A 22,335-nucleotide genomic window follows, 5' to 3' on the forward strand; every position below is an offset into this window, starting at 1 on the left:
ATGTCCATACTATTAAATAAAACACGTAAGCTAAATACAATACTCCAAAAATCAGGAACAGAACCAGTTATTTTCGATGATATATGTAATATATTAAGCGAAGTGCTAGAATGTAATGTATACGTTGTGAGTAGAAAAGGGAAAATACTAGGTAATAATTTTTCAAGTGGTTTTGAATGTGAAAAATTAAAAAAAGAAATAATCCCTACTAAGAAATTTCCTGATTCCTATAATTTAAAACTTTTAGATTGCAAGGAAACAAAAGCTAATTTAAAGCATACTGAATTTTGTACATTCTATGAAAATGAAAAATGTGAGTTTGAAAACAAAGTTTCAACAATAGTTCCTATAATAGGAAATAGAGAACGTTTAGGAACTTTAGTTTTAGCTAGGTTTACCAAGAAGTTCACTGATGATGATTTGGTTTTAGCTGAGTACAGTGCAACAATTGTTGGACTAGAGATACTAAGATCTAAAAATGATGAAATAGAAGCAGAAGCTAGAAAAAGAGCTGTTGTTCAGCTTGCTATAGGAACTCTATCTTATTCAGAGTTAGAAGCTGTTGAACATATATTTAACGAACTTGATGGAAATGAAGGACTTCTAGTAGCATCTAAAATTGCAGATAAAGTTGGTATAACTAGATCTGTTATTGTTAATGCTCTTAGAAAATTTGAAAGTGCAGGAGTTATAGAGTCTAGATCTCTTGGAATGAAAGGTACTCACATAAAGATTTTAAATGATAGATTATTAGAAGGATTAAAGAAAATAAAATAATTAAAGAAAATTCTTGAACAGATAAAGTGTATGTGATATACTTACATAGGTAAAAATACACACACTATCCAATTTGAAATCTGTGCTATGTGTTATATAGTGGTTTTAAATAAAAGATAGTGGAGGTAATAACAAAATTTAGGAGGAAAAATTATGTCAGTTATTTCAATGAAACAATTATTAGAAGCTGGTGTTCATTTCGGACATCAAACAAGAAGATGGAATCCTAAAATGGCTCCATACATATTTACAGAAAGAAATGGTATATATATTATAGACCTTCAGAAAACTGTAAAGAAAATTGATGAAGCTTACAACTTCATAAGAGAAGTATCAGAACAGGGTAAGGATATTCTTTTTGTAGGAACAAAAAAACAGGCTCAAGAAGCAATTGCTGAAGAATCAGTAAGAGCAGGAATGCATTTTGTTAACAACAGATGGTTAGGTGGTATGTTAACAAACTTCAATACAATAAAGACTAGAATTGCAAAATTAAATGGCTTAAAGAAAATGGAAGAGGATGGAACATTTGATGTTTTACCTAAAAAAGAAGTTATCATCTTAAGAAACGAAGAAGAGAAACTTGTAAAAAATTTAGGTGGAATAGTAAATATGACACAATCTAACATTGGAGCTTTATTTGTAGTTGATCCAAGAAAAGAAAAGAATGCTATTTCAGAAGCGAAAATATTAGGAATTCCTGTTGTTGCAATTGTTGATACAAATTGTGATCCTGATGAAGTTGATTATGTAATTCCAGGAAACGATGATGCTATAAGAGCAGTAAGACTTATAACTTCAAAAATTGCAGATGCAATAATTGAAGGAAGACAAGGCGAGCAATTAGCTGAGTAGTAAAAATAAGAATTGTGTATATAATATAAATATTTTAATAAACAAATGAAGAAGATTTCTTCTTCATTTGTTTATGTGAATTGAAGCATAAAACGGAGGTATGAAACATGATTTCTGCAAGTGCAGTTAAAGAATTAAGAGAAAGAACTGGAGCCGGAATGATGGCTTGTAAAAAAGCTTTAAGTGAGGCTAATGGAGATTCAGAAAAAGCAGTAGAAATACTAAGAGAAAAAGGATTGGCAGCTGCTGCAAAAAAAGCAGGCAGAGTAGCATCAGAAGGATTGGTTGTTGCTTATGTAAATGAAGATGGAAAAAGCGGAGCAATTGCTGAAGTAAACTGTGAAACAGATTTCGTTTCAGCAAATGAAGATTTCAAAGCTTTAGCAGAAAACATCGTTAAATTAGCAGCAAAAAGTAATTCAAACACAGTAGAAGAATTATTAGAAGAAAACTATGTAGATGGAAGCAGTAAATTAAAAGATGTTATAACTGCTTTAATTGCTAAATTAGGAGAAAATATTAATTTAAGAAGATTTACTAAGTTTTCAAATGAAAATGGAACAATCCAAAGCTATATACATGGTGATGGAAGAATTGGAGTTCTTGTTAACTTAAACGCTGATAAGATTTCTGATGAAGTTCATACTTTAGCAAAGGATATTTGTATGCAAATTGCTGCAGCAAATCCATTATATTTAGATGAAACTTCTGTTGACCAAACAGCATTAGACAAAGAAAGAGAAATATACAAAGTTCAAGCATTAAATGAAGGCAAACCAGAAAAAATTGTTGAAAAAATGGTTGAAGGAAGAATAAAGAAATACTTGAAGGAAGTATGTTTATTAGATCAAGTATGGGTTAGAGATTCTGATTTAACAATTTCAAAATTGGTGGCTAAAAAATCAAAAGAATTAAGTGCTGCTATTTCCATAGCTGATTTCGTAAGGTTCGAAAGAGGAGAAGGAATAGAAAAGAAAGAAGAAAATTTTGCTGAAGAAGTACAAAAACAAATGCAGCAGAGCAAATAACATATTGGAGAACACTGCGTGTTCTCTTTTTTTAAAATAAAATGATATATGGTAGCATTGGAGGTACAGTATGCAATCAATAAAATATAAAAGAGTAATGTTAAAAATTTCAGGTGAAGCGCTAGCAGGAACCAATGGATACGGTATTGATTTCGAAGTGGCAAATAGGATTGCTAAAGAAATTAAAGAAATTGTTGACTTAGGAATAGAAGTTGGTGCTGTAGTAGGTGGCGGAAATATATGGCGTGGAAGAAATGGTAAAGGAATGGATAGAACTACTGCAGATTATATGGGGATGCTTGCAACATGTATAAATGCCTTAGCACTTCAAGATTCACTTGAAAACATGGATGTGGATACTAGAGTCCAAACAGCTATAGAAATGAAACAGGTAGCAGAGCCTTTTATTAGAAGAAGAGCTATGAGACATCTTGAAAAAGGAAGAGTTGTTATTTTTGCTGGTGGAACTGGTAATCCATATTTCTCTACTGATACCACAGCTGCATTAAGAGCTGCTGAGATAGAAGCAGATGTAATTCTTCTTGCTAAGAAGGTGGATGGAGTTTATGATAAAGATCCACATAAGTATGACGATGCTATTAAATTTGATAATCTAACTTATATGGAAGTACTTGAAAAAAATCTTCAGGTTATGGATTCAACTGCTACATCACTATGTATGGATAATAATATACCAATAATAGTATTTGGTCTTGATGTTTCGGGAAACATAAGGAAGGCCGTTTTAGGTGAAAAAATAGGTACTATCGTATCAAAATAAATTTGGAGGATTTATTTCTATGATAAGTGATATAATTAAAGAATTAGAAGAAAAAATGACAAAAAGTATATCAGCTTTAAAAAAGGAATTAACATCAATGAAAGCTGGTAGAGCAAACCCAGCTATGCTTGATAGAATTGAAGTTGACTACTATGGAACAATGACACCATTAAATCAACTTGCTAATATATCAGTACCTGAATCAAGAGTTCTCATGATTCAACCTTGGGATAAATCAGCTATGAAAAGTATAGAAAAGGCAATATTGATTTCTGACTTGGGGTTGAATCCATCTAATGATGGTACAACAATGAGACTTGTTATTCCTGAACTAACAGAAGAAACAAGGAAAAATATAGTGAAAAATGTAAAGAAAGCTGGAGAAGATGGCAAGGTAGCTTTAAGAGCTATACGTAGAGATGCAAATGATAAAGTAAAGAGCTTGAAAAAGGATAACTCTATAACTGAAGATGAAATGAAGAGTGCAGAAAACGATATTCAGAAGAAAACAGATTCCTATGTTAAAGAAATAGATAAAATGGTTGAAGCAAAGGAAAAAGAGATTATGTCCATATAGCTCGATATATATTGCTTATTTAAAACCTGCGCATTTATGCAGGTTTTTTTTATATTAAATATATGTTAAAATATCAGTGTATTTATATATTGATTGGAGAGAATATAATGCTAAATTTTATAAGGTCTGATAAAGACAAAGGTAAAGGCAATGATAATGATATTAATTTTTCTAATATACCAAAACATATTGCAATTATAATGGATGGTAATGGTAGATGGGCAAAAAAAAGAAATCTCCCTAGAACTATGGGACATAAAGCTGGTGGTGAAGCTTTAAAAAGAATAGTAAGAGAATGCAGTGATATAGGTGTGAAATATTTAACTGTGTATGGATTTTCAACTGAAAATTGGATAAGACCTAAGGAAGAAGTTAACGCAATTATGAGACTTATTGTTGAATTTTTAAAAAGAGAATTTAATGAACTTAATAAAAATAATGTTATTATAAATCCAATAGGCAATATTTTAGGATTGCCAGAGGCTTGTATTACAGCATTAAATGATGCAAAAAATAAAACTAAAAATAACACTGGTCTTATGCTTAATCTAGCACTTAATTATGGTGGCAGAGATGAAATATTAAATGCAGTAAAGAATATATTTGCGAGTTATGAGGAAAATAAGATATCTAAAGATGAGATATTTAACTTAAGTGATGAAGAATTCTCTTCGTATTTATATACAGGTTGTATTCCGGATCCAGATATAATAATACGTCCAAGTGGGGAGAAAAGATTAAGTAATTTTCTTCTTTGGCAATGTGCATATTCTGAATTTTGGTATTCTAATATAAATTGGCCTGATTTTTCTATAGAAGATCTTCATACAGCTATAAAAGATTATCAGAATAGGGATAGAAGATTTGGAGGCGTAAAATAATGAGTTTAAACAAAAGATATTTGGGTGCAGTTATTCTAGCTCCTCTCCTAATAATTTTATTTTTAGGAGGTATATATCTTAAAATATTTGTTTTTGCTTTATCGATGATTGGATTATATGAATATTATAAGGTATCTAGGGAAGCTAACCTTAAACCTATTTCTATTGTTGGATACTTGCTTTGTATAGCTTACTATGTTTTAATAAACTATAAACTTAATTACAAGTTTGTACTTTTTATGATAGTAATAGGTATATTTATTATGCTTTGTGTCCCTACATTGGATACTAAATATAATTATATAGATATTTCAGTTACAATATTAGGATTTATATATGTAGCAGTTTTCTTTAGTTTTATTGCCCTAACAAATGATTTGAAGTATGGAAATTATTTGTTGTGGATTATATTCATAGCATCTTGGCTTTGTGATACATTAGCTTATTATTCAGGAAGAATTTTTGGAAAAACAAAATTATGTCCTAAAGTAAGTCCTAAAAAGACAATTGAGGGTTCGATTGGTGGAGTTCTAGGAAGTGTAATTGGATGTACTGTTTATGGTTTTATAATTTCTAAATATGGAGTTAATATAGCTATTTATCACTACATAATAATAGGAATTTTATGCGGCGTTTTTTCTCAATTCGGAGATCTTGCAGCATCATCAATAAACGAACATGCTCAAGTTAAAGATTATAGTAATTTAATACCTGGTCATTGGAGGTATTTTGGATAGGTTTGACAGTATATTATTTACTTCTGTAGTAGTATACTATTATTTAAGCTTTATAGTATTTAGATAAAATTTATTATATAAGGAGGAAAATACTTTGAAACTTACTAGCATTGAAAATAACATTGCAGAGGACAGAAAGCATCCTTTTTTATTAGTAAAAGGTAAAAACAACACTGGAAAAAGTACCATTGCAGCTTGTAGGAGTATTTTCCTTAAGAATAATTACTGCATATCAAGTAGTGATAAAATATTAATAATTAATAATTCTAAGCAGAGCTTAAATAAATTTAATAATATATATTCATCTATATATGACGACGCAAACTTTAAATATTCAACTTTACTTGCACCAGAAAAGGACGTAATAGAAATTTCCACTTTGGATGATGTTATGGACAGATATCTTCCATCAAACTTAAAACTTGTTGATGAAAAAGAGACAAATTCTATACTGAAATCATGCATAGATGATTTGAAAAAGCTTTATCCAAATATCAAAGTATTAAATGATACCTATATTGAGTTCCTAAAGGATGAAATTCAATGGATAAAAAGCTGCGGTTACAATAATTTAGATGTATACCAAAATATAGCACGTACTGGAAGAAATTTATTAAAAAAACATGTGAATGTCAGACTTAATAAGAATTCAAACATGAGAAAATGCATTTTTGAACTTATGCTTATGTATAATGATAAATTGAATAGACAAAGACAATTTGATACTGTAGAAAAAATTAAAGCTGCTATTAAAAATTCTCGAAAAAGCAGCTTAAAAAAGTATACACATATAATAGTTGATGGTATTGAAAATTTAACTAAACTGCATGTTGATTTTATTAATTCTATAAGAAAAAATTCAGAGTACTCCACTACGCTTTTTACATATAATAGTGATTTAATAGAAAATAGTACCTCGTGGTTCATAAACAAAAAAAACATACGTTTAGTAAGTGAAACTAAAATAAAGAGTTATACTTTGAAAAACAGTTATAAAAACGAAAATACCACTATACCTTTAAATTCTCTAGAAAAATTCACTTACAAAGATATCAAGCATAAAACCTCTTTTGAGTTTATTAGGGACAACTATGATACTTCAAAAATAATTTTAACCGGGAATTCAGCAAACATAGAGTATGGTGAAAATGAAATAGAGAAAATACCAATATTTAATGAAATAGCTGCTGGTGAACCTATACTTATAAATTCACAAATTGAGGACAAGTTCTATCTTCCAAGATACTGGGTTAAGGATGCTAAAAATTGCTTTATACTAAAAATTAAGGGAGATAGTATGATAAATGCAGATATTAATGATGGAGATTGTGTGGTTATAAAAAAAACAGGTGCAGCAGAGAACAGAGATATTGTAGCAGTTAATATTGATGGTAGTGCAACGCTTAAAAGGTTAAAAATGGATAAAGATGGTATTGCTTTTATGCCTGAAAATGAATTGTATAGTCCAATAAAGGTTACTGAGGATGAACAGGTAATGCTAATTGGAATTGCCGTAGGTGTCTTAAAGTCTAATTAAAAATAATATAAAGTGCTTCTAATGAATATTAATAACTATAAAGTTTTACATGACTTTATAGTTATTTTATTTTTTGAGAGGTAATTACATTGAAATTTTATAAAAAATTAATTGAATGCATAATTCTTTTATTATTTTTTGTAGTCTTTACGTTGTTTATAAAGTACTATTTTAAACCATTTCTTAGTATTGTTATTTTAACTATACTGTGTAGCCCAATATACAATCTTTTAAGTAAACATAAAGTTTTCGGGGATAGAATAAATGCTGTATTAAGTATTATTGTTATAAATGTAATGATATTTTTGGCTATTTTTTTAATAGGAAATTTTATTGCTCAGAAATTAAACATATATCTTCAACATTATCATAATGTATTAGATATTAATAAATTGCCTATAATAGGTGAATCTAATGTTAATATTTTATTAAATAAGATTAATGTATTTGTTGACAAATTATTTAATGCAGATTTTTTTAAAAAAAGTGCAGTATATACTACTGATGGCATACTAACATACTTTGTTTCTATCATGTCTGTTTACTTTATTTTGGTAGATAAATATGATATAGTTAATTTAGCTGAGAAGTTATTTACTAAAAACAAGGTACATATACTTATGAAAAAATTTAGTGACATAAAAAGTTTGTTAAGGGTCGAAACTTTTTTAGTACTTATTACCACGATTCAAACCATAATTGGATTCTTCGTATTGGGAATAGAAGACTGCTTTATGCTTGGAATAATATGTGGCATTTTAGATATATTACCTTATGTTGGGACTATAATAATTTTTATTCCACTTATAATATACAAGATGTATGAAAAAAATTACGTTACTATATTTGGTCTTATAGCACTCTATATTTTTCTTCAAGTATCAAGACAAATTATGGAGACTAATTTTATGAGCAGTAAATTAAAGATTCATCCACTTATAATACTAATATCTGTCTACATAGGAATTAAGGCTTTTGGAATAATAGGATTATTCATAGCGCCAATTTATGTGATAACCGCAAAAGAAATAATATTGTCTTCATAGAACTTAGGAGTGATATAATGAAAAACATATCTATATTAGGAGCTACTGGATCAATTGGGACACAAACTCTTGATGTAATAAGAAATGACAGCGAAGCATTTAAATTATTAGCTGTTAGTGCACATAGTAATTTTAAAAAGATGATAGAGATAATAGATGAATTTAAACCCGAGCTTGTTGTTATGGTAGATAAATTAGCTTATAACAAGGTTCTTGATTACTGCTGTGAAAAAAAACTAAAAACATCTGTAAAAGTTGGATATGAAGCGTTTAATGAGGTCGCTTCCTACAAAGATAGTAATATTGTAGTTACATCTATAGTTGGCATGATAGGACTTATTCCAACACTGGAAGCTATAAAAGCTGGTAAAGATATAGCTCTTGCTAATAAAGAAACCCTTGTTGTTGCTGGAGAACTAGTAACAAAAGAAGCTAAGAAATATGGAGTTAATATACTTCCTGTAGATTCAGAGCATGGTGCTATATTTCAATGTCTTCAAGGAAACAAATATAAGGATATAAATAAAATACTTTTAACAGCTTCTGGTGGACCATTTAGAGGGAAGAGTTTTGATGAACTCAATAATGTAACTTTAAATGACGCTTTAAATCATCCGAAGTGGACTATGGGTAGAAAGATAACAATTGATTCTGCAACACTTATGAACAAAGGGCTTGAGGTAATAGAAGCTCACTGGCTATTCAATGTTGACTATGAAAAAATACAGGTGTTAGTTCATCCTCAAAGTATAGTTCATTCAATGGTACAGTATAAAGATGGGAGCGTTATAGCACAGCTTGGACCCACAGATATGAGGCTTCCAATACAATATGCACTAAATTATCCAGTAAGAAAGGAAAGGATTGTTGAGCCTGTTGATTTTTACTCTACTCCAGACTTGCATTTCGAAAAGCCTGATATGGATACCTTCAGGTGTTTACGCCTAGCTTATGATGCTGGAATGGCTGGAGGTATAATGCCAGCAATTTTAAATAGTGCAAACGAATATGCTGTAGATTTATTTTTAAAGGATAAAATTAAATTTACAAATATTCAAGAAATAATAGAAGATGCATTAAATCATTTTGAGAATGTAAATAACTTAACTGCTAATACTATAATAAATAAAAGTAATGAAGTTACAAAATATTTAAAGGGCAAAATTGGATTTTAGGAGTGATAATATTGAGTTTTTTTAATATAGTTATTGCTATATTAGCTTTTGGTGTACTCATATTAATACATGAGTTAGGACATTTTGTACTGGCTAAGTTAAATGATGTTAAAGTTGAAGAATTTGCAATTGGTATGGGACCTAAGCTTTTAGGTATAAAAGGTAAGGAGACACAGTATTCAATTAGAGCTTTACCTATAGGTGGTTATGTAAAAATGCTAGGTGATGAGAGTAAAAGTGATGATCCACGTGCTTTTAATAATAAATCATCTGCGAGAAGACTTAGTATAGTTATAGCAGGACCTATTATGAATTTAATTTTAGCAGCGGTTCTTTTTTGTATAGTCGGAATGTCAGAAGGCATAGCGTTACCTACAGTAGGCAAAATAAGTGCCAATTCCCCAGCACAAAAAATTGGTATAAAAGCTGGAGACACAATAGTTAAGATAAACAATTATTCAGTACATACATGGGAAGATATTTCTTTTAATATGGCACTTAACAAGGGTGAAGGCATTAAGTTAGCGTTAAAAAATAATGGAACGATAAAAAAAGTGACGCTAGTTCCTCAGTATAGTAAAAAAGAAAAGATGTATCTTATTGGAATTTCCCCAAAGTTTATAGATAAACCAACTATAATTGAAGGAGCTAAATACGGTACTTCTGAAACTGTAACTATGATTAAAACAGTATATTTAAGTCTTAAAATGATGGTTACTGGAAAGGCATCAGCAAAAGATGTATCTGGTCCTGTAAGCATAATTAAAGTTACTGGAGCAGCTGCAAATGCAGGATTCATAAGACTTGTTAATTTTATTGCTTTTATAAGTGCACAGCTTGGAGTAATGAATCTTTTACCTATCCCTGCTCTTGATGGAGGCTTTGTATTCTTATTCTTATTCCAAATGATAACAGGAAAGAAAGTTGATGATGATAAAGTAGGGTTTGTAAACACTATAGGCTTTGCTTTACTTATGATATTAATGATTGTAGTTACAATTAAAGATGTAGTGTATCCTATTAATTTTTAATCTTGAAGGGATGATAGATAAATGCAGAGAATTGAGACTAGAAAAGTTAAAGTTGGAAGTGTATATGTAGGAGGAGATTCTAGGGTAACAGTGCAATCAATGACAAATACTGATACTAGAGATTCTAAAAAGACTATAGAACAAATTAAAAAATTGGAAATAGCCGGCTGCGACATAGTAAGATGTGCGGTTCCTGATTTTGATGCAGCTTCTTCCTTAAGTGAAATAACTAAAAATGTTAAACTACCTGTAGTTGCGGATATACATTTTGATTACAGATTAGCACTTGAAGCTATAAAAAATGGAGTTTCAGCTTTAAGAATCAACCCTGGTAATATAGGAAGTAAAGAAAGAGTGGAGCTTGTTGCAAAAAGTGCAAAGGAAAAGAATATTCCCATACGAATAGGAGTAAATTCAGGTTCTCTTGAAAAGGACATTTTAAACAAATACAAAAGAGTTTGCAGTGAAGCTTTAGTTGAAAGTGCCCTAAATCATGTAAAAATATTAGAAGATGTAAATTTTAATGACATAGTAATATCTATAAAATCTTCTAATGTTCAAATGATGATAGATAGCTACAGATTAATTTCAAAAGAAGTAAACTATCCACTCCATCTTGGTGTCACAGAAGCAGGTACTATATGGCGAGGAACTATAAAATCCTCCATAGGTATAGGAACTCTTTTAAGTGAAGGTATAGGTGATACTATAAGAGTATCTCTTACAGGAGATCCTGTAGAAGAAGTTAAGGTTGGTAGAGAAATTTTAAAAACTTTTGGATATCTTAAAAGCGGAGTGGAATTTATTTCTTGTCCTACTTGTGGAAGAACTTCTATAGATCTTATAAAAATTGCAAATGAAGTTGAGAAAAGATTAGAAAAGACTAATAAAAGCATTAAGGTAGCGGTTATGGGTTGTGTTGTAAATGGTCCTGGAGAAGCAAGAGAAGCTGATATAGGTATTGCAGGAGGAAAAGGAGAAGGTCTCATATTTAAAAAAGGAGAAATAATAAAAAAAGTTAAGGAAGAAAATCTAGTTGATGAACTTATGAGGGAGATAGACAATATGTAGCTTTATATTTTTTGATAATATACAAATAAACACTGTGTACAAACTCATGATATCCATATAATAGCGAATTAAATTGATTTATATGGTATATATAGCTAATTGTTGATACTAAAAGTGTATATGTTAATTTATCCTTGAAATATAAATTTCAATATGTTACAATAATACGAGATGTTGAAGTTTACTGATAGATTTGTGCCAAGAGAGTGGGTAGTTGCCCGCTCTTTCATTTTGTATTTTTTATTTTAAGAATTAAAAAACTTTAAGTAGCAAAATATATATTGTTAGGAGGGGATTTAAATGATAGATAAATTAATCGAAATTATAAGACCTGTTGTTGAAAGTTTAGGTTATGAATTTTATCATATTGAAATTGTTAAAGAAGACGGTGAAAGATATTTAAGAGTATACATAGATAAAGAAAATGGCATATCCCTTGATGATTGCGAAAAAGTTAGTAGGGCTATAAGTGATCTGTTGGATGAAAAAGATCCTATTCCGTACAGTTATTATCTTGAAGTATCATCACCTGGAATATATAGAACTTTATTTACAGAAGAACATTTAAAAAAATATATCGGAAATACTGTAGATATTAAGTTGAAAAGCAGTCTTGAAAAGTCAACAAATTATTCAGGTAAACTAATTGATGTTAATGAAGAAGATATAGTAATAGTTGTCTCAGATAATAGGGAATTTAAGATCCCTAGAAAAAAAATTAAAAAAATTTGTTTGAGTGGGGAATTTTAAGGAGGTTAATACAATGAATCAGGAATTCATCCAGGCACTTAAAGAAATTGTGGAGGAAAAAGGAATAAGCGAGGAGCTCCTTTTTTCAACCATTGAAGATGCATTAGTCGCAGCATATAAGAAAAATTACGCTAAACTCACAGAAAATGTCCATAATGTTAGAGTGAGTATGAATAGAGAAAATGGAGAAATACATGTTTATTCACAAAAAAAGGTAGTTCAAGAAATAGAGGATAGTATATGTGAAATTTCTCTTGATGATGCTAAAAGTATAGACCCTAAATATCAATTGGATGATATAGTTGATATAGAAATAACTCCTAAGAGTTTCGGAAGAGTTGCAGCGCAAGCAGCCAAACAAGTTGTTATTCAACGAATAAAAGAGGCTGAAAGAAGTCTATTATATGATGAATTTTCAGAAAAAGAATTTGATATAATAACAGGAACTGTACTTAGAAAGGATAAAGGAAACATTTTAATTGATTTGGGAAGAATAGAAGCAATCTTAGGTCCATCTGAGCAAATACCAGGAGAAGATTACATATATAATTCTAAAATAAAATTATATATTGTTGAGGTTAAGAACACTACAAAAGGAGCACAGGTGGTTATTTCAAGAACTCATCCGGGTCTAGTTAAAAGATTATTTGAATTAGAAGTACCCGAGATTTACAATGGAATAGTGGAAATAAAGGGTATCTCAAGAGAAGCAGGATCAAGAACTAAAATAGCTGTTTATTCCCATGATGAAAATGTAGATGCTATGGGAGCTTGTGTAGGTCCAAAAGGAATGAGAGTTCAAAATATAGTAAATGAACTTAAAAATGAAAAAATAGATATAATAAAATGGAGTAAGCTTCCAGAAGAATTTATATCAAATTCACTTAGTCCTGCAAAAGTATTAGACGTATATATTGATGAAGATACAAAATCAGCAAGGGCAATAGTAGAAGATAATCAACTATCTCTTGCTATAGGAAAAGAAGGCCAAAATGTAAGGCTTGCAGCAAAACTTACAGAATGGAAAATAGATATAAAGAGTAAATCTCAATATGACAGCGAAGTACATGAATAATTTATAATGCTATATTTTTGGTAAAGGACGGTGTATTGTATTGAAAAAAAGAAAAATACCTCAAAGAATGTGCACAGGATGCATGGAAATGAAACCAAAAAAAGAGCTTATAAGAATTGTGAAAAACAAAGAGGGAGAAATATCAGTAGATACTACAGGAAAGAAACCTGGAAGAGGAGCTTACATATGTAAGAGTATCGAATGCCTTGAAAAAGCAGTTAAACAAAAAAGGCTTGAAAAGAATCTGGAAATTAAAATTGATGAAGAGCTTTATAATAAATTAAGAAATGAGGTTACAGATGAATAACAAATTTCTTCAATTTTTAGGTATAGCTAAAAAGGCAGGTAAGTTAGTTGAAGGTTATAATAAATGTGAAGAACTCCTTTTAAAAAGAAAGGCAGATCTTATAATACTTTCAACTGATATTTCAGAAAATAGCAAAAAAAAGTTTGAAAATTATTCTTCGAAGCACAATATAGACATTATAAATGCATTTTCAAGCAGTGAGCTCGGAAATATACTTGGTAGTGATAGTATAAAAGTAGTGTGTATTGTTGATAAGAAGATTAGCGAAAAGTTAAAAAGTCTATTAACTGAAAATAATTAAATGGGGGTGTATAATGTGCCAAAAGTAAGAATTTATGAATTGTCAAAAGAATTAGGTAGATCAAGTAAGGAACTTATTAACATACTTCATGATGAATTTGGTATAGTTGTTAAAAATCATATGAGTGTTATAGATGAAGAGGATGCAGAACTTATAAAGGAAATGTTATCTGAAAGTAATGATGAGGATAAAAAATCAGATCTTGTAGAAGAATACGAAGATATGATTTCTGACAGTATAAAGGTTAGAAAAAACAAAAAAGTTAAGCAAAAGGATAAAGATAAGGAAAATACCGATGAGGATGAAGAAGAAGAGCAAGAATTCGATGATGTAATTGAAATTGAAAATACAATAACAGTAAAAGATTTAGCTGATAAATTGAAAAAACCAATAACAGAAGTAATTAAAGAGCTTATGTTTATGGGTGTAATGGCTGCAATAAATCAGGAAATCGATTTTGAAACATCATCTAAAGTTGCTGCTAAATTTAAGGTGGATGTTATACAAAAAGCAGAAGAAGCTGATAAAAAGGAACTTAAAAGTGAGTTCGAGAATGAGTTTGAAGAAGATGAGGATGAGGGCACTTGGATAAAAAGACCTCCAGTTGTAACTGTAATGGGTCATGTTGATCATGGTAAAACCTCCCTCCTTGATGCTATAAGAAAATCAAGTGTAACTGAAACAGAAGCAGGCGGAATAACACAGCATATTGGAGCTTATACTGTAAAAATGAACGAAGGAAAAGTAACATTTTTGGATACTCCAGGTCATGAAGCTTTTACAGCAATGAGAGCAAGAGGTGCTGAAATAACAGATGTTGTAATATTAGTTGTTGCAGCAGATGACGGAATAATGCCTCAAACTAAAGAAGCAATAAATCACTGTAAAGCTGCTAATGTACCAATAGTTGTAGCTATAAACAAAATTGATAAACCTGGTGCAAACATAGATAGAGTTAAGCAAGAGCTTACAGAACATGGTTTGATTCCTGAAGACTGGGGCGGAGATACTATATGTGTTCCTGTTTCAGCTAAAACAAAGCAGGGTTTAGATAGCTTAATTGAGATGACTATATTAACTGCTGATGTTATGGATTTAAAAGCGGATCCTAAAAGACATGCAAGAGGAACAGTAATAGAAGGAAAACTTGACAAAGGAAGAGGCCCTGTTGCATCTTTAATAGTTCAAAATGGTACTTTAAAGGTTGGAAATTCTATAATAGTAGGATCAACTTATGGAAGAATAAGAGCTATGTTTGATGATAAAGGTAAAAAAATCAAATCCGCTGGTCCATCTGTCCCGGTTGAGATTTTAGGTCTTTCTGATGTTCCTGAAGCTGGTGATAAATTTAACGTTGTAAAAGATGAGAAGACAGCAAGAAACATGGCTAAAATTAGAGTTGAAAAATTAAGAAGTGCAAATTTAGCCTCAAAACATAAAGTTTCTCTTGAAGATTTATACAGTCAAATACAAGAGGGAAAAGTTAAAGAATTGGGCATAATAGTAAAGGCAGATGTTCAAGGATCTGTAGAAGCTGTAAAACAGTCTTTTGAAAAACTTTCTACTGATGCAGTAAAGGTAAGAGTTATTCATGGTGCTGTTGGTGCAATTACAGAGACAGATGTTATTTTAGCCAGTGCCTCTAATGCCATAATAATAGGATTTAATGTAAGACCTGATAATAATGCATCAGCTTTGGCTGAAAAAGAAAAGGTAGATATAAAAACTTATAGAGTAATTTATACTGCAATTGACGACATAAAATCAGCTATGATTGGTATGCTTGATCCTGAATATAAGGAAGAAGTTATAGGAAACGCTGAAGTTAGGCATATATACAAAATATCAAGCATTGGTACTGTTGCAGGATGCTATGTAACTTCTGGAAAAATAACTAGAAGTAGCAGTATTAGAGTAATAAGAGATGGTATTGTAATACTTGAAGGAGAATTGGCTTCACTTAAGAGATTTAAGGATGATGCTAAGGAAGTAGCTCGTGGATTTGAATGTGGTTTAACTATAGATAAATTTAATGATATAAAAGAAGGAGATGTCATAGAGGCATTCCAAATGGTAAAAGTTAAACAAGAGGGCTAAAAGAAAATAATCTGCCTATAAAGGAGAGATATTCTATGGCTAAGTATAGAGCAGGAAGAATTAATGAAGAAGTAAAAAAAGCTATAAGTAGTATAATTCAAAATGATATAAGAGATCCTCGTCTTACATCTATGATTAGTGTAATAAAGGTTGATGTAACTAAGGATTTGAGATATGCAAAGGCTTATGTAAGTATACTTGGTGATGAAGCTAAGAAAAAAGAAACCATGGATATACTAAAAAAAAGCGAATCCTTTATAAGAAAAGAACTTGGTTATGCTGTTAAGCTTAGGTATACACCTGAAGTTATAATAGAACTTGATACTTCAATAGAAAAAGGAATGCATATTGATGCTATTTTAGAAAAAATTAAGGGGTCCGACAAAAATGATAATAGATGATATAATTAATAAAATTAAAAGCAGTAATAAAATTGCTATAAGTTTTCATATATCACCTGATGGCGATTCCATAGGTTCTAGCTTGGGCCTTTTGAATGGGCTAAGAAGTATTGGTAAGGAAACCTATATTTTAAGCAAAGAAGTCGTTCCTGAATCCTTTGAATTTTTGAATTTTGCTAGAGAAATCGATGGAAATCACTTTGAGGTAGAAGATAATACAGATTTACTTATAACTTTAGATTGTGGAAATATCGAAAGATTAAATTTTGATACTTCTGATATGATAAGTGAAGATAAAAAATACACTGTTATTAATATAGACCATCATGTTACAAATGATTCTTTTGGAGATTTAAATTATATAAATACAAAAGCAGCATCTGTTGGAGAAATTGTGTATGATTTATTATCAAAAATGAACATATCAATAGATAGAACTATCGCTGCATGTCTATATACATCAATATTAACTGACACAGGATCCTTTAGATTTTCAAATACAACACTTAATACACATGTGGTAGCTGGAAATTTAATTAGTACTGGTCTGGATTTTAGTGAAATACATAGAAAAATATTTGATAACAAGAAATTTGAAGCTTTAAAGCTTCAAGCTCTTGTATTAAATGATATGTATTTAACTTTTAACAATAAGCTATGTGTGATGAAAGTAACTCATGATTTTATAGAAAAGGCAAATGCAGAGGATGTAGATACTGGAGATTTAGTATCACTAGGACTTAAGGTGAATACAGCAGAGGTATGTATGCTTTTAAAGGAAAAAGATGATTGTATAAAGGTTAGCTTAAGATCAAAATCCTATGTTGATGTTAGAAAAATTGCAGAGAAATTTGGTGGCGGTGGACATATACGAGCAGCCGGTTTATCAATAAATTCAAATATTTTAGACGCAGAAAAGATGATTCTTTCTGAAATACAAGGTGAGCTTTAAATATGGATGGAATTTTAAACATATTTAAGCCAATAGGACTAACATCCTTTGATGTAGTAAGACAAGTAAAAAAAATCTCCAAAGAAAAAAAAGTAGGGCATACAGGGACACTTGATCCATTGGCATCAGGTGTTTTGCCTATTTGCATTGGAAAAGCTACTAAAATTGTGGATTTTGTAATGGAAGGTAAGAAAATATACGACGCAGAAATGAAGCTCGGTGAAATAAGTGATACTTATGATAGAGAAGGTAAGATTTTAAAAGTAAATCAAGTTACTTCAAGTGAAAATAATATAGTTGAAGCTATTATGAGTTTTCAAGGTGAAATTCTTCAAGTCCCTCCAATGTACTCAGCACTAAAGGTTAATGGTATCAAATTATATGATTTAGCCAGGCAGGGAATTGAAATAGAAAGAGCTTCTAGAAAAATACACATATATGCAATTAAGATTTTAAGTATAGATATTCCTTTTGTTAAATTCCGTGTTGAGTGCTCTAAAGGAACGTACATAAGAAGTTTATGTTATGATATAGGTAACAAACTAGGATGTGGAGCATTAATGTACAATTTAACGCGAGTGTCATCCGGAAATTTCAATTCTTCATTCAGCATTCCATTGGAAGATCTTAATGAGCAAAATATTACGGAAAATATAATTAATGTTGATAAATGCCTGGAAAATTACGATGAAATAGCAGTAGATGAAAAATTCGAAAAATTATTGGTAAATGGCGTAAAAGTATCAGACAGAAGATTAATTGAAAAAATTCCTGATAACAAAACTTATAGAGTCTATAATATGGAAAGAAAGTTTTTAGGTCTTGGAAATTTAAGTGAAGAAGGATTTAAAATAATTAAATTATTAACCTAGGAGAAATTTATATGGAAGTTTTAAATGATAGTTTTAAGATTAAACTTAACTGTAGAACTTATGTTACAATAGGAAGTTTTGATGGCATTCATATGGGACATTTAAGTTTAATAAAAAAAGCAATATCTCTTAGTAAAAAAAATAATACTATGAGTATGCTTAGCACATTTAAAGAACATCCTCTTAATGTTATAAATAAATCTATTGTTCCTAAAATATTAATGGATAATGAAACCAAAATAGAAATATTAAAGTCCATTGGTTTAGACATTTTAAATTTTTTTGATTTTAATGAAGAAATAATGAAAATGATGCCAGAAGACTTTATATTAAATATGATAAATCATTATAATATAGACGGTATAATAACCGGATTTAATCATCGATTTGGGTATAAGAATTCAGGAGATATACATTTATTAAAAACTTTAAGTGAAAAATATGGTTTTGAACTTTATGTCTTGCCTCCAGTGTCTTTTAAAAATGACATGGTTAGCAGCACTCGTATAAGAAACTGTATATCCGATGGAAATATAGAAGAAGCAAATCAAATGCTTTTGAGACCTTTTTCAATTAAAGCCAAAGTTATTCATGGAAGAGAAATTGGCAGACAAATAGGATTTCCAACTGCAAATTTAAGTTATGATAATAAATTTATACTTCCTAAAATAGGAGTGTACTATACTACAGTTGAGTATAATAAAATTACCTATAAGGGAATAACGAACGTTGGCACTAATCCAACTGTAAATGGTGATAAACTTACTATTGAAACTTATATCTTAGATTTTAATCAAAATATATATGATGAAGAAATTCGAGTGAATTTTGTAAAAAAAATACGCGACCAAATCAAGTTTGAAAGTATAGAACAATTGAAGGTTCAGTTGGAAAAAGATAAAAAATTTGCATATAAGCAATAATATTAGATAAATAGTAATTTACATTTGAAAAAAACTTTGTTATACTATTATAAGGAACCTTATGCTAAGACTATCGAGACTCCGACGATATTCTTGGAATAGGGGGATAATATTTTGGAGGTGTTTTACATTGGATAAAGCAAAAAAACAAGAGTTAATTGCAACATACAGCAGAAAGGAAGGAGATACAGGTTCTCCTGAGGTTCAGATTGCTTTATTATCTGAAAGAATTAATCATTTAACTAGTCATTTAAAAGAACATAAAAAGGATCATCACTCAAGAAGAGGTCTTTTTATGATGATTGGTAAAAGAAGAAGTCTTTTAAACTATCTTGAATCTGTTGATATTGAAAGATATCGTGACATTATAAAAAAATTAGGTTTAAGAAAGTAAAAGCAGTGAAAGATGGAGCGGTTAATACCGCTCTATTATTTTAGAACACAAATTATAGGAAATGAATTTAAATATTAGTTTATAGATGTACCAGAAAGTTTTAAATAGTTTTTCTTCTGATATATCTATAAGCTAAGTTTATATTTGAGTTCCTATTAAATGTTTAAAATTAAACTCTATATTTTTAACTATATACATAAATCAAAAAAAACTTTTTATACTATTAACGTAAATTCATATAGGGAGGTAAATTATATGTTACATTTTTTAGAAACAGATATTGCCGGAAGAAAACTTAAAGTTGAATGTGGCAAAACTGGTATGCTTTCAAACTGTGCTATGTTCATAAGTTACGGCGATACTGTTGTAATGGTTAATGTCAATGCCTCAGAAAAGCCAAGAGAAGGTATTGATTTCTTTCCTTTGAGTATTGAATACGAAGAAAGACAATATTCAGTAGGAAAAATACCTGGGGGATTTGTAAAAAGAGAAGGTAGACCTTCTGAAAAATCTATCTTACATGCAAGAGCTATAGATAGACCTTTAAGACCATTGTTTCCTAAAGGGTACAGAAATGATGTTCAGGTGGTATGTACTGTAATGTCTGTAGAGCAGGATAACTTACCAGAAATACTTGCTATGAACGGTGCATCAATGGCTCTATGTTTATCTGATATTCCATTTACAACACCTGTTGCTACAGTATCTGTTGGGTGTATTGATGGTAAATTTGTTTTAAATCCTACATTAGAGGAAAGAGAAAAAAGTTCTCTTGATTTAACTGTTTGTGCCACAAATGAAAGAGTAATGATGTTAGAGGCTGGTGCCGATGAAATTCCTGAGGATTTAATGATTGCTGCAATAGATTTTGGATTTAATGCTTGTCAAGATATAGTCGCTTTTCAAGAAAAAGCAATGAAAGAATTCGGAAAAGAAAAGGTTACCCCAGAATTATATCATCCTAAAGAAGAAATTGAAAAAGACGTTACTGAATTTGCTTTTGAATCTATTAAGGAAATTATGTACATAACGGATAGGGATGAACGAAATTTAAGATTAAGAGAGATAAAAGAAAAAATATCAAATGAGTTTGCAGAAAAGTATCCTGATGATGGTGCTGATATAGATGAAGTTGTATATACACTTCAAAAGAAGGTCGTTAGAAATATGTTATTAAAAGAACATAGAAGACCTGACGGAAGAAGATTTGATGAAATAAGACCTATAAGTTGTGATGTAGATCTTTTGCCTAGAACCCATGGAAGTGGTTTATTTACAAGAGGTTTAACACAGGTTATGACGGTTACAACTTTAGGACCAATTGGCGATGCTCAAGTTATAGATGGTTTAGGAGTAGAGGAATCTAAACGATATATGCATCATTATAACTTCCCACCATATTCTACAGGAGAAGTTAAACCATTAAGAGGACCAAATAGAAGAGAGATAGGTCATGGAGCTCTTGCTGAGAAAGCCCTAGTGCCATTAATACCATCTGAAGAAGAATTTCCGTATACAATAAGACTTGTGTCAGAAGTTTTAAGTTCAAATGGTTCAACATCCCAAGCAAGTGTATGTGGAAGTACTTTAGCACTCATGGATGCAGGTGTACCAATAAAGAGACCAGCAGCCGGAATAGCTATGGGACTTATAACAAGTGAAGATCTTTCAAAAGAAGCTGTTATTACAGACATACAAGGCTTAGAAGACTTTTTTGGCGATATGGATTTTAAAGTTGCAGGTACTGAGAAAGGTATAACAGCAATTCAAGTTGATACAAAAATACATGGTTTATCTAAGTACTGTATAAAAACTGCAATAAATGATGCTAGAAAAGCTAGATTATTTATACTCGAAAAAATGGTTGCATGCATAAATGAACCTAGAAAAGAATTATCAACATATGCACCAAGAGCGTATACTATAAATATAGATACAGATAAAATAAGAACTCTTATAGGAACTGGCGGAAAAACAATCAATAAAATAATTGAGGAAACTGGTGTTAAAATAGACATTAGAGAAGATGGAACTGTATTTGTTCTATCTAGTGATGCAGATTCAGCTAACAGGGCGTTAAAGATGATTGATGATCTTACAAAAGATGTTAAAGTAGGAGAAGTTTATTTAGGAAAAGTAACCAAGATAACTAACTTCGGAGCTTTTGTTGAAGTGCTCCCAGGTAAGGAAGGTCTTGTCCATATATCAAAACTTGATATAAATAAAGTAAATAAAGTAGAAGATGTAGTTTCAGTTGGCGATGAGATACTAGTTAAAGTTACTGATATAGATAATCAAGGAAGAGTAAATTTATCAAGAAAAGATGTATTAAAACAACAAGAATCAAATAATTCTAAAGAAAAATAATCAACTAACAATAGAAGGGCTTAATTGCCTTTTTATTTTTATCATATTTAAATGAAGGTTATAAATTTATGTATAAAAACATACTATTTTAATAATACTTTTTTAAATATGGAGGGTTGATTATGAATGATAATGTTAAATACTATAGTGAAGTTGAAAAGTATGAAATTATTAATATAAATGACGGAGAAAAGTATGCTACTGTTTCTAATAATGATATAATTATTGATGATAGTGGAAAAATGATTTCCTTGATAATTGGGAATAATAATACAGGCTTTTCTTTGTTTAGTAAAAATGAATTTTTTGAAGTTGAGTGGCAATATATAAAGAAAATAGGTGCCAGAACCATAATTATGGACGTAGACAATTCTGTAATGAAAAAAAATCGTTTATAATT

General features: G+C 30.1%; 23 protein-coding genes and 1 pseudogene. All 24 read left to right on the forward strand.

Going from position 1 to position 22,335, the window contains the following annotated elements:
- The 24 genes and pseudogenes from codY (at nucleotide 1) to CA_RS09390 (ending at nucleotide 22,333) form a co-directional block, all read left to right on the forward strand.
- Entirely contained in the window at nucleotides 1–777 is a 777-nt protein-coding gene (gene codY, locus CA_RS09275; RefSeq protein WP_010965092.1) for a GTP-sensing pleiotropic transcriptional regulator CodY, read from the forward strand.
- Between the two features lie 153 nt (nucleotides 778–930).
- Nucleotides 931–1,632, forward strand: coding sequence for a 30S ribosomal protein S2 (gene rpsB, locus CA_RS09280; protein WP_010965093.1), 702 nt, complete (start codon nucleotides 931–933; stop codon nucleotides 1,630–1,632).
- 107 nt (nucleotides 1,633–1,739) lie between these two features.
- Nucleotides 1,740–2,660, forward strand: a complete 921-nt coding sequence (gene tsf, locus CA_RS09285) for a translation elongation factor Ts (RefSeq protein WP_010965094.1) — start codon at nucleotides 1,740–1,742, stop codon at nucleotides 2,658–2,660.
- A gap of 70 nt (nucleotides 2,661–2,730) precedes the next feature.
- A complete protein-coding gene (pyrH, locus tag CA_RS09290; RefSeq protein ID WP_010965095.1) occupies nucleotides 2,731–3,441 on the forward strand; it encodes a UMP kinase in 711 nt (236 codons plus the stop codon).
- A gap of 19 nt (nucleotides 3,442–3,460) precedes the next feature.
- The gene (gene frr, locus CA_RS09295; RefSeq protein ID WP_010965096.1) at nucleotides 3,461–4,018 is read left to right on the forward strand and encodes a ribosome recycling factor; all 558 of its coding nucleotides are present in this window, start codon (nucleotides 3,461–3,463) and stop codon (nucleotides 4,016–4,018) included.
- Between the two features lie 107 nt (nucleotides 4,019–4,125).
- Nucleotides 4,126–4,899 (forward strand): isoprenyl transferase, encoded by a 774-nt coding sequence (locus tag CA_RS09300; protein ID WP_010965097.1) that lies wholly within the window; start codon nucleotides 4,126–4,128, stop codon nucleotides 4,897–4,899.
- Nucleotides 4,899–5,703, forward strand: a pseudogene (locus tag CA_RS09305) (phosphatidate cytidylyltransferase). Before CA_RS09300 ends, CA_RS09305 begins: the two are co-directional and overlap by 1 nt.
- A gap of 27 nt (nucleotides 5,704–5,730) precedes the next feature.
- A complete protein-coding gene (locus CA_RS09310) occupies nucleotides 5,731–7,173 on the forward strand; it encodes a LexA family protein (protein ID WP_010965099.1) in 1,443 nt (480 codons plus the stop codon).
- Between the two features lie 89 nt (nucleotides 7,174–7,262).
- Nucleotides 7,263–8,219 (forward strand): AI-2E family transporter, encoded by a 957-nt coding sequence (locus tag CA_RS09315; RefSeq protein WP_010965100.1) that lies wholly within the window; start codon nucleotides 7,263–7,265, stop codon nucleotides 8,217–8,219.
- A 17-nt stretch (nucleotides 8,220–8,236) separates the two neighbouring features.
- Nucleotides 8,237–9,394, forward strand: a complete 1,158-nt coding sequence (gene dxr, locus CA_RS09320; protein WP_010965101.1) for a 1-deoxy-D-xylulose-5-phosphate reductoisomerase — start codon at nucleotides 8,237–8,239, stop codon at nucleotides 9,392–9,394.
- A gap of 11 nt (nucleotides 9,395–9,405) precedes the next feature.
- On the forward strand, nucleotides 9,406–10,425 hold the full coding sequence (gene rseP, locus CA_RS09325; RefSeq protein WP_010965102.1) for an RIP metalloprotease RseP: 1,020 nt from the start codon (nucleotides 9,406–9,408) through the stop codon (nucleotides 10,423–10,425).
- A 21-nt stretch (nucleotides 10,426–10,446) separates the two neighbouring features.
- Nucleotides 10,447–11,496, forward strand: a complete 1,050-nt coding sequence (gene ispG, locus CA_RS09330) for a flavodoxin-dependent (E)-4-hydroxy-3-methylbut-2-enyl-diphosphate synthase (protein WP_010965103.1) — start codon at nucleotides 10,447–10,449, stop codon at nucleotides 11,494–11,496.
- A 300-nt stretch (nucleotides 11,497–11,796) separates the two neighbouring features.
- Nucleotides 11,797–12,246, forward strand: a complete 450-nt coding sequence (gene rimP / locus CA_RS09335) for a ribosome maturation factor RimP (RefSeq protein WP_010965104.1) — start codon at nucleotides 11,797–11,799, stop codon at nucleotides 12,244–12,246.
- A gap of 13 nt (nucleotides 12,247–12,259) precedes the next feature.
- On the forward strand, nucleotides 12,260–13,321 hold the full coding sequence (gene nusA, locus CA_RS09340) for a transcription termination factor NusA (RefSeq protein ID WP_010965105.1): 1,062 nt from the start codon (nucleotides 12,260–12,262) through the stop codon (nucleotides 13,319–13,321).
- A 40-nt stretch (nucleotides 13,322–13,361) separates the two neighbouring features.
- Nucleotides 13,362–13,628 carry an RNase P modulator RnpM gene (gene rnpM, locus CA_RS09345; RefSeq protein WP_010965106.1) on the forward strand — a complete coding sequence of 89 codons (267 nt, stop codon included), beginning with the start codon at nucleotides 13,362–13,364 and terminating at the stop codon, nucleotides 13,626–13,628.
- On the forward strand, nucleotides 13,621–13,929 hold the full coding sequence (locus CA_RS09350; protein ID WP_010965107.1) for a 50S ribosomal protein L7ae-like protein: 309 nt from the start codon (nucleotides 13,621–13,623) through the stop codon (nucleotides 13,927–13,929). The genes rnpM and CA_RS09350 overlap by 8 nt, the downstream gene beginning before the upstream one ends.
- A 15-nt stretch (nucleotides 13,930–13,944) precedes the next feature.
- Nucleotides 13,945–16,026, forward strand: coding sequence for a translation initiation factor IF-2 (gene infB / locus CA_RS09355; RefSeq protein WP_010965108.1), 2,082 nt, complete (start codon nucleotides 13,945–13,947; stop codon nucleotides 16,024–16,026).
- Nucleotides 16,027–16,061: 35 nt separating this feature from the next.
- Nucleotides 16,062–16,427 carry a 30S ribosome-binding factor RbfA gene (rbfA, locus tag CA_RS09360; RefSeq protein WP_010965109.1) on the forward strand — a complete coding sequence of 122 codons (366 nt, stop codon included), beginning with the start codon at nucleotides 16,062–16,064 and terminating at the stop codon, nucleotides 16,425–16,427.
- Nucleotides 16,414–17,379, forward strand: coding sequence for a DHH family phosphoesterase (locus CA_RS09365; RefSeq protein ID WP_010965110.1), 966 nt, complete (start codon nucleotides 16,414–16,416; stop codon nucleotides 17,377–17,379). Before rbfA ends, CA_RS09365 begins: the two co-directional genes overlap by 14 nt.
- Before the next feature lie 2 nt (nucleotides 17,380–17,381).
- A complete protein-coding gene (gene truB, locus CA_RS09370) occupies nucleotides 17,382–18,251 on the forward strand; it encodes a tRNA pseudouridine(55) synthase TruB (protein WP_010965111.1) in 870 nt (289 codons plus the stop codon).
- A gap of 11 nt (nucleotides 18,252–18,262) precedes the next feature.
- Nucleotides 18,263–19,174, forward strand: coding sequence for a bifunctional riboflavin kinase/FAD synthetase (locus CA_RS09375; RefSeq protein ID WP_010965112.1), 912 nt, complete (start codon nucleotides 18,263–18,265; stop codon nucleotides 19,172–19,174).
- A 130-nt stretch (nucleotides 19,175–19,304) separates the two neighbouring features.
- Nucleotides 19,305–19,568 carry a 30S ribosomal protein S15 gene (rpsO, locus tag CA_RS09380; RefSeq protein ID WP_010965113.1) on the forward strand — a complete coding sequence of 88 codons (264 nt, stop codon included), beginning with the start codon at nucleotides 19,305–19,307 and terminating at the stop codon, nucleotides 19,566–19,568.
- A 255-nt stretch (nucleotides 19,569–19,823) separates the two neighbouring features.
- Nucleotides 19,824–21,935, forward strand: a complete 2,112-nt coding sequence (gene pnp / locus CA_RS09385; protein WP_010965114.1) for a polyribonucleotide nucleotidyltransferase — start codon at nucleotides 19,824–19,826, stop codon at nucleotides 21,933–21,935.
- 122 nt (nucleotides 21,936–22,057) lie between these two features.
- Nucleotides 22,058–22,333: a YlmC/YmxH family sporulation protein gene (locus CA_RS09390; protein WP_010965115.1), complete on the forward strand. Its 276-nt coding sequence runs from the start codon at nucleotides 22,058–22,060 to the stop codon at nucleotides 22,331–22,333.
- Nucleotides 22,334–22,335: the final 2 nt, after the last annotated feature.

The organism is Clostridium acetobutylicum ATCC 824 (genome assembly GCF_000008765.1).
Lineage (GTDB): Bacteria > Bacillota > Clostridia > Clostridiales > Clostridiaceae > Clostridium_S > Clostridium_S acetobutylicum.

Excerpts from the sequence above, each read along its gene's own strand:
- CA_RS09365 (WP_010965110.1), top strand. The coding sequence starts at position 16,414 with ATGATAATAGATGATATAATTAATAAAATTAAAAGCAGTAATAAAATT.
- codY (WP_010965092.1), top strand. The coding sequence starts at position 1 with ATGTCCATACTATTAAATAAAACACGTAAGCTAAATACAATACTCCAA.
- nusA (WP_010965105.1), top strand. The coding sequence starts at position 12,260 with ATGAATCAGGAATTCATCCAGGCACTTAAAGAAATTGTGGAGGAAAAA.
- dxr (WP_010965101.1), top strand. The coding sequence starts at position 8,237 with ATGAAAAACATATCTATATTAGGAGCTACTGGATCAATTGGGACACAA.
- rbfA (WP_010965109.1), top strand. The coding sequence starts at position 16,062 with ATGGCTAAGTATAGAGCAGGAAGAATTAATGAAGAAGTAAAAAAAGCT.
- CA_RS09375 (WP_010965112.1), top strand. The coding sequence starts at position 18,263 with ATGGAAGTTTTAAATGATAGTTTTAAGATTAAACTTAACTGTAGAACT.
- pnp (WP_010965114.1), top strand. The coding sequence starts at position 19,824 with ATGTTACATTTTTTAGAAACAGATATTGCCGGAAGAAAACTTAAAGTT.
- tsf (WP_010965094.1), top strand. The coding sequence starts at position 1,740 with ATGATTTCTGCAAGTGCAGTTAAAGAATTAAGAGAAAGAACTGGAGCC.
- frr (WP_010965096.1), top strand. The coding sequence starts at position 3,461 with ATGATAAGTGATATAATTAAAGAATTAGAAGAAAAAATGACAAAAAGT.
- CA_RS09300 (WP_010965097.1), top strand. The coding sequence starts at position 4,126 with ATGCTAAATTTTATAAGGTCTGATAAAGACAAAGGTAAAGGCAATGAT.
- CA_RS09390 (WP_010965115.1), top strand. The coding sequence starts at position 22,058 with ATGAATGATAATGTTAAATACTATAGTGAAGTTGAAAAGTATGAAATT.
- rpsB (WP_010965093.1), top strand. The coding sequence starts at position 931 with ATGTCAGTTATTTCAATGAAACAATTATTAGAAGCTGGTGTTCATTTC.
- ispG (WP_010965103.1), top strand. The coding sequence starts at position 10,447 with ATGCAGAGAATTGAGACTAGAAAAGTTAAAGTTGGAAGTGTATATGTA.
- rimP (WP_010965104.1), top strand. The coding sequence starts at position 11,797 with ATGATAGATAAATTAATCGAAATTATAAGACCTGTTGTTGAAAGTTTA.
- truB (WP_010965111.1), top strand. The coding sequence starts at position 17,382 with ATGGATGGAATTTTAAACATATTTAAGCCAATAGGACTAACATCCTTT.
- pyrH (WP_010965095.1), top strand. The coding sequence starts at position 2,731 with ATGCAATCAATAAAATATAAAAGAGTAATGTTAAAAATTTCAGGTGAA.
- CA_RS09350 (WP_010965107.1), top strand. The coding sequence starts at position 13,621 with ATGAATAACAAATTTCTTCAATTTTTAGGTATAGCTAAAAAGGCAGGT.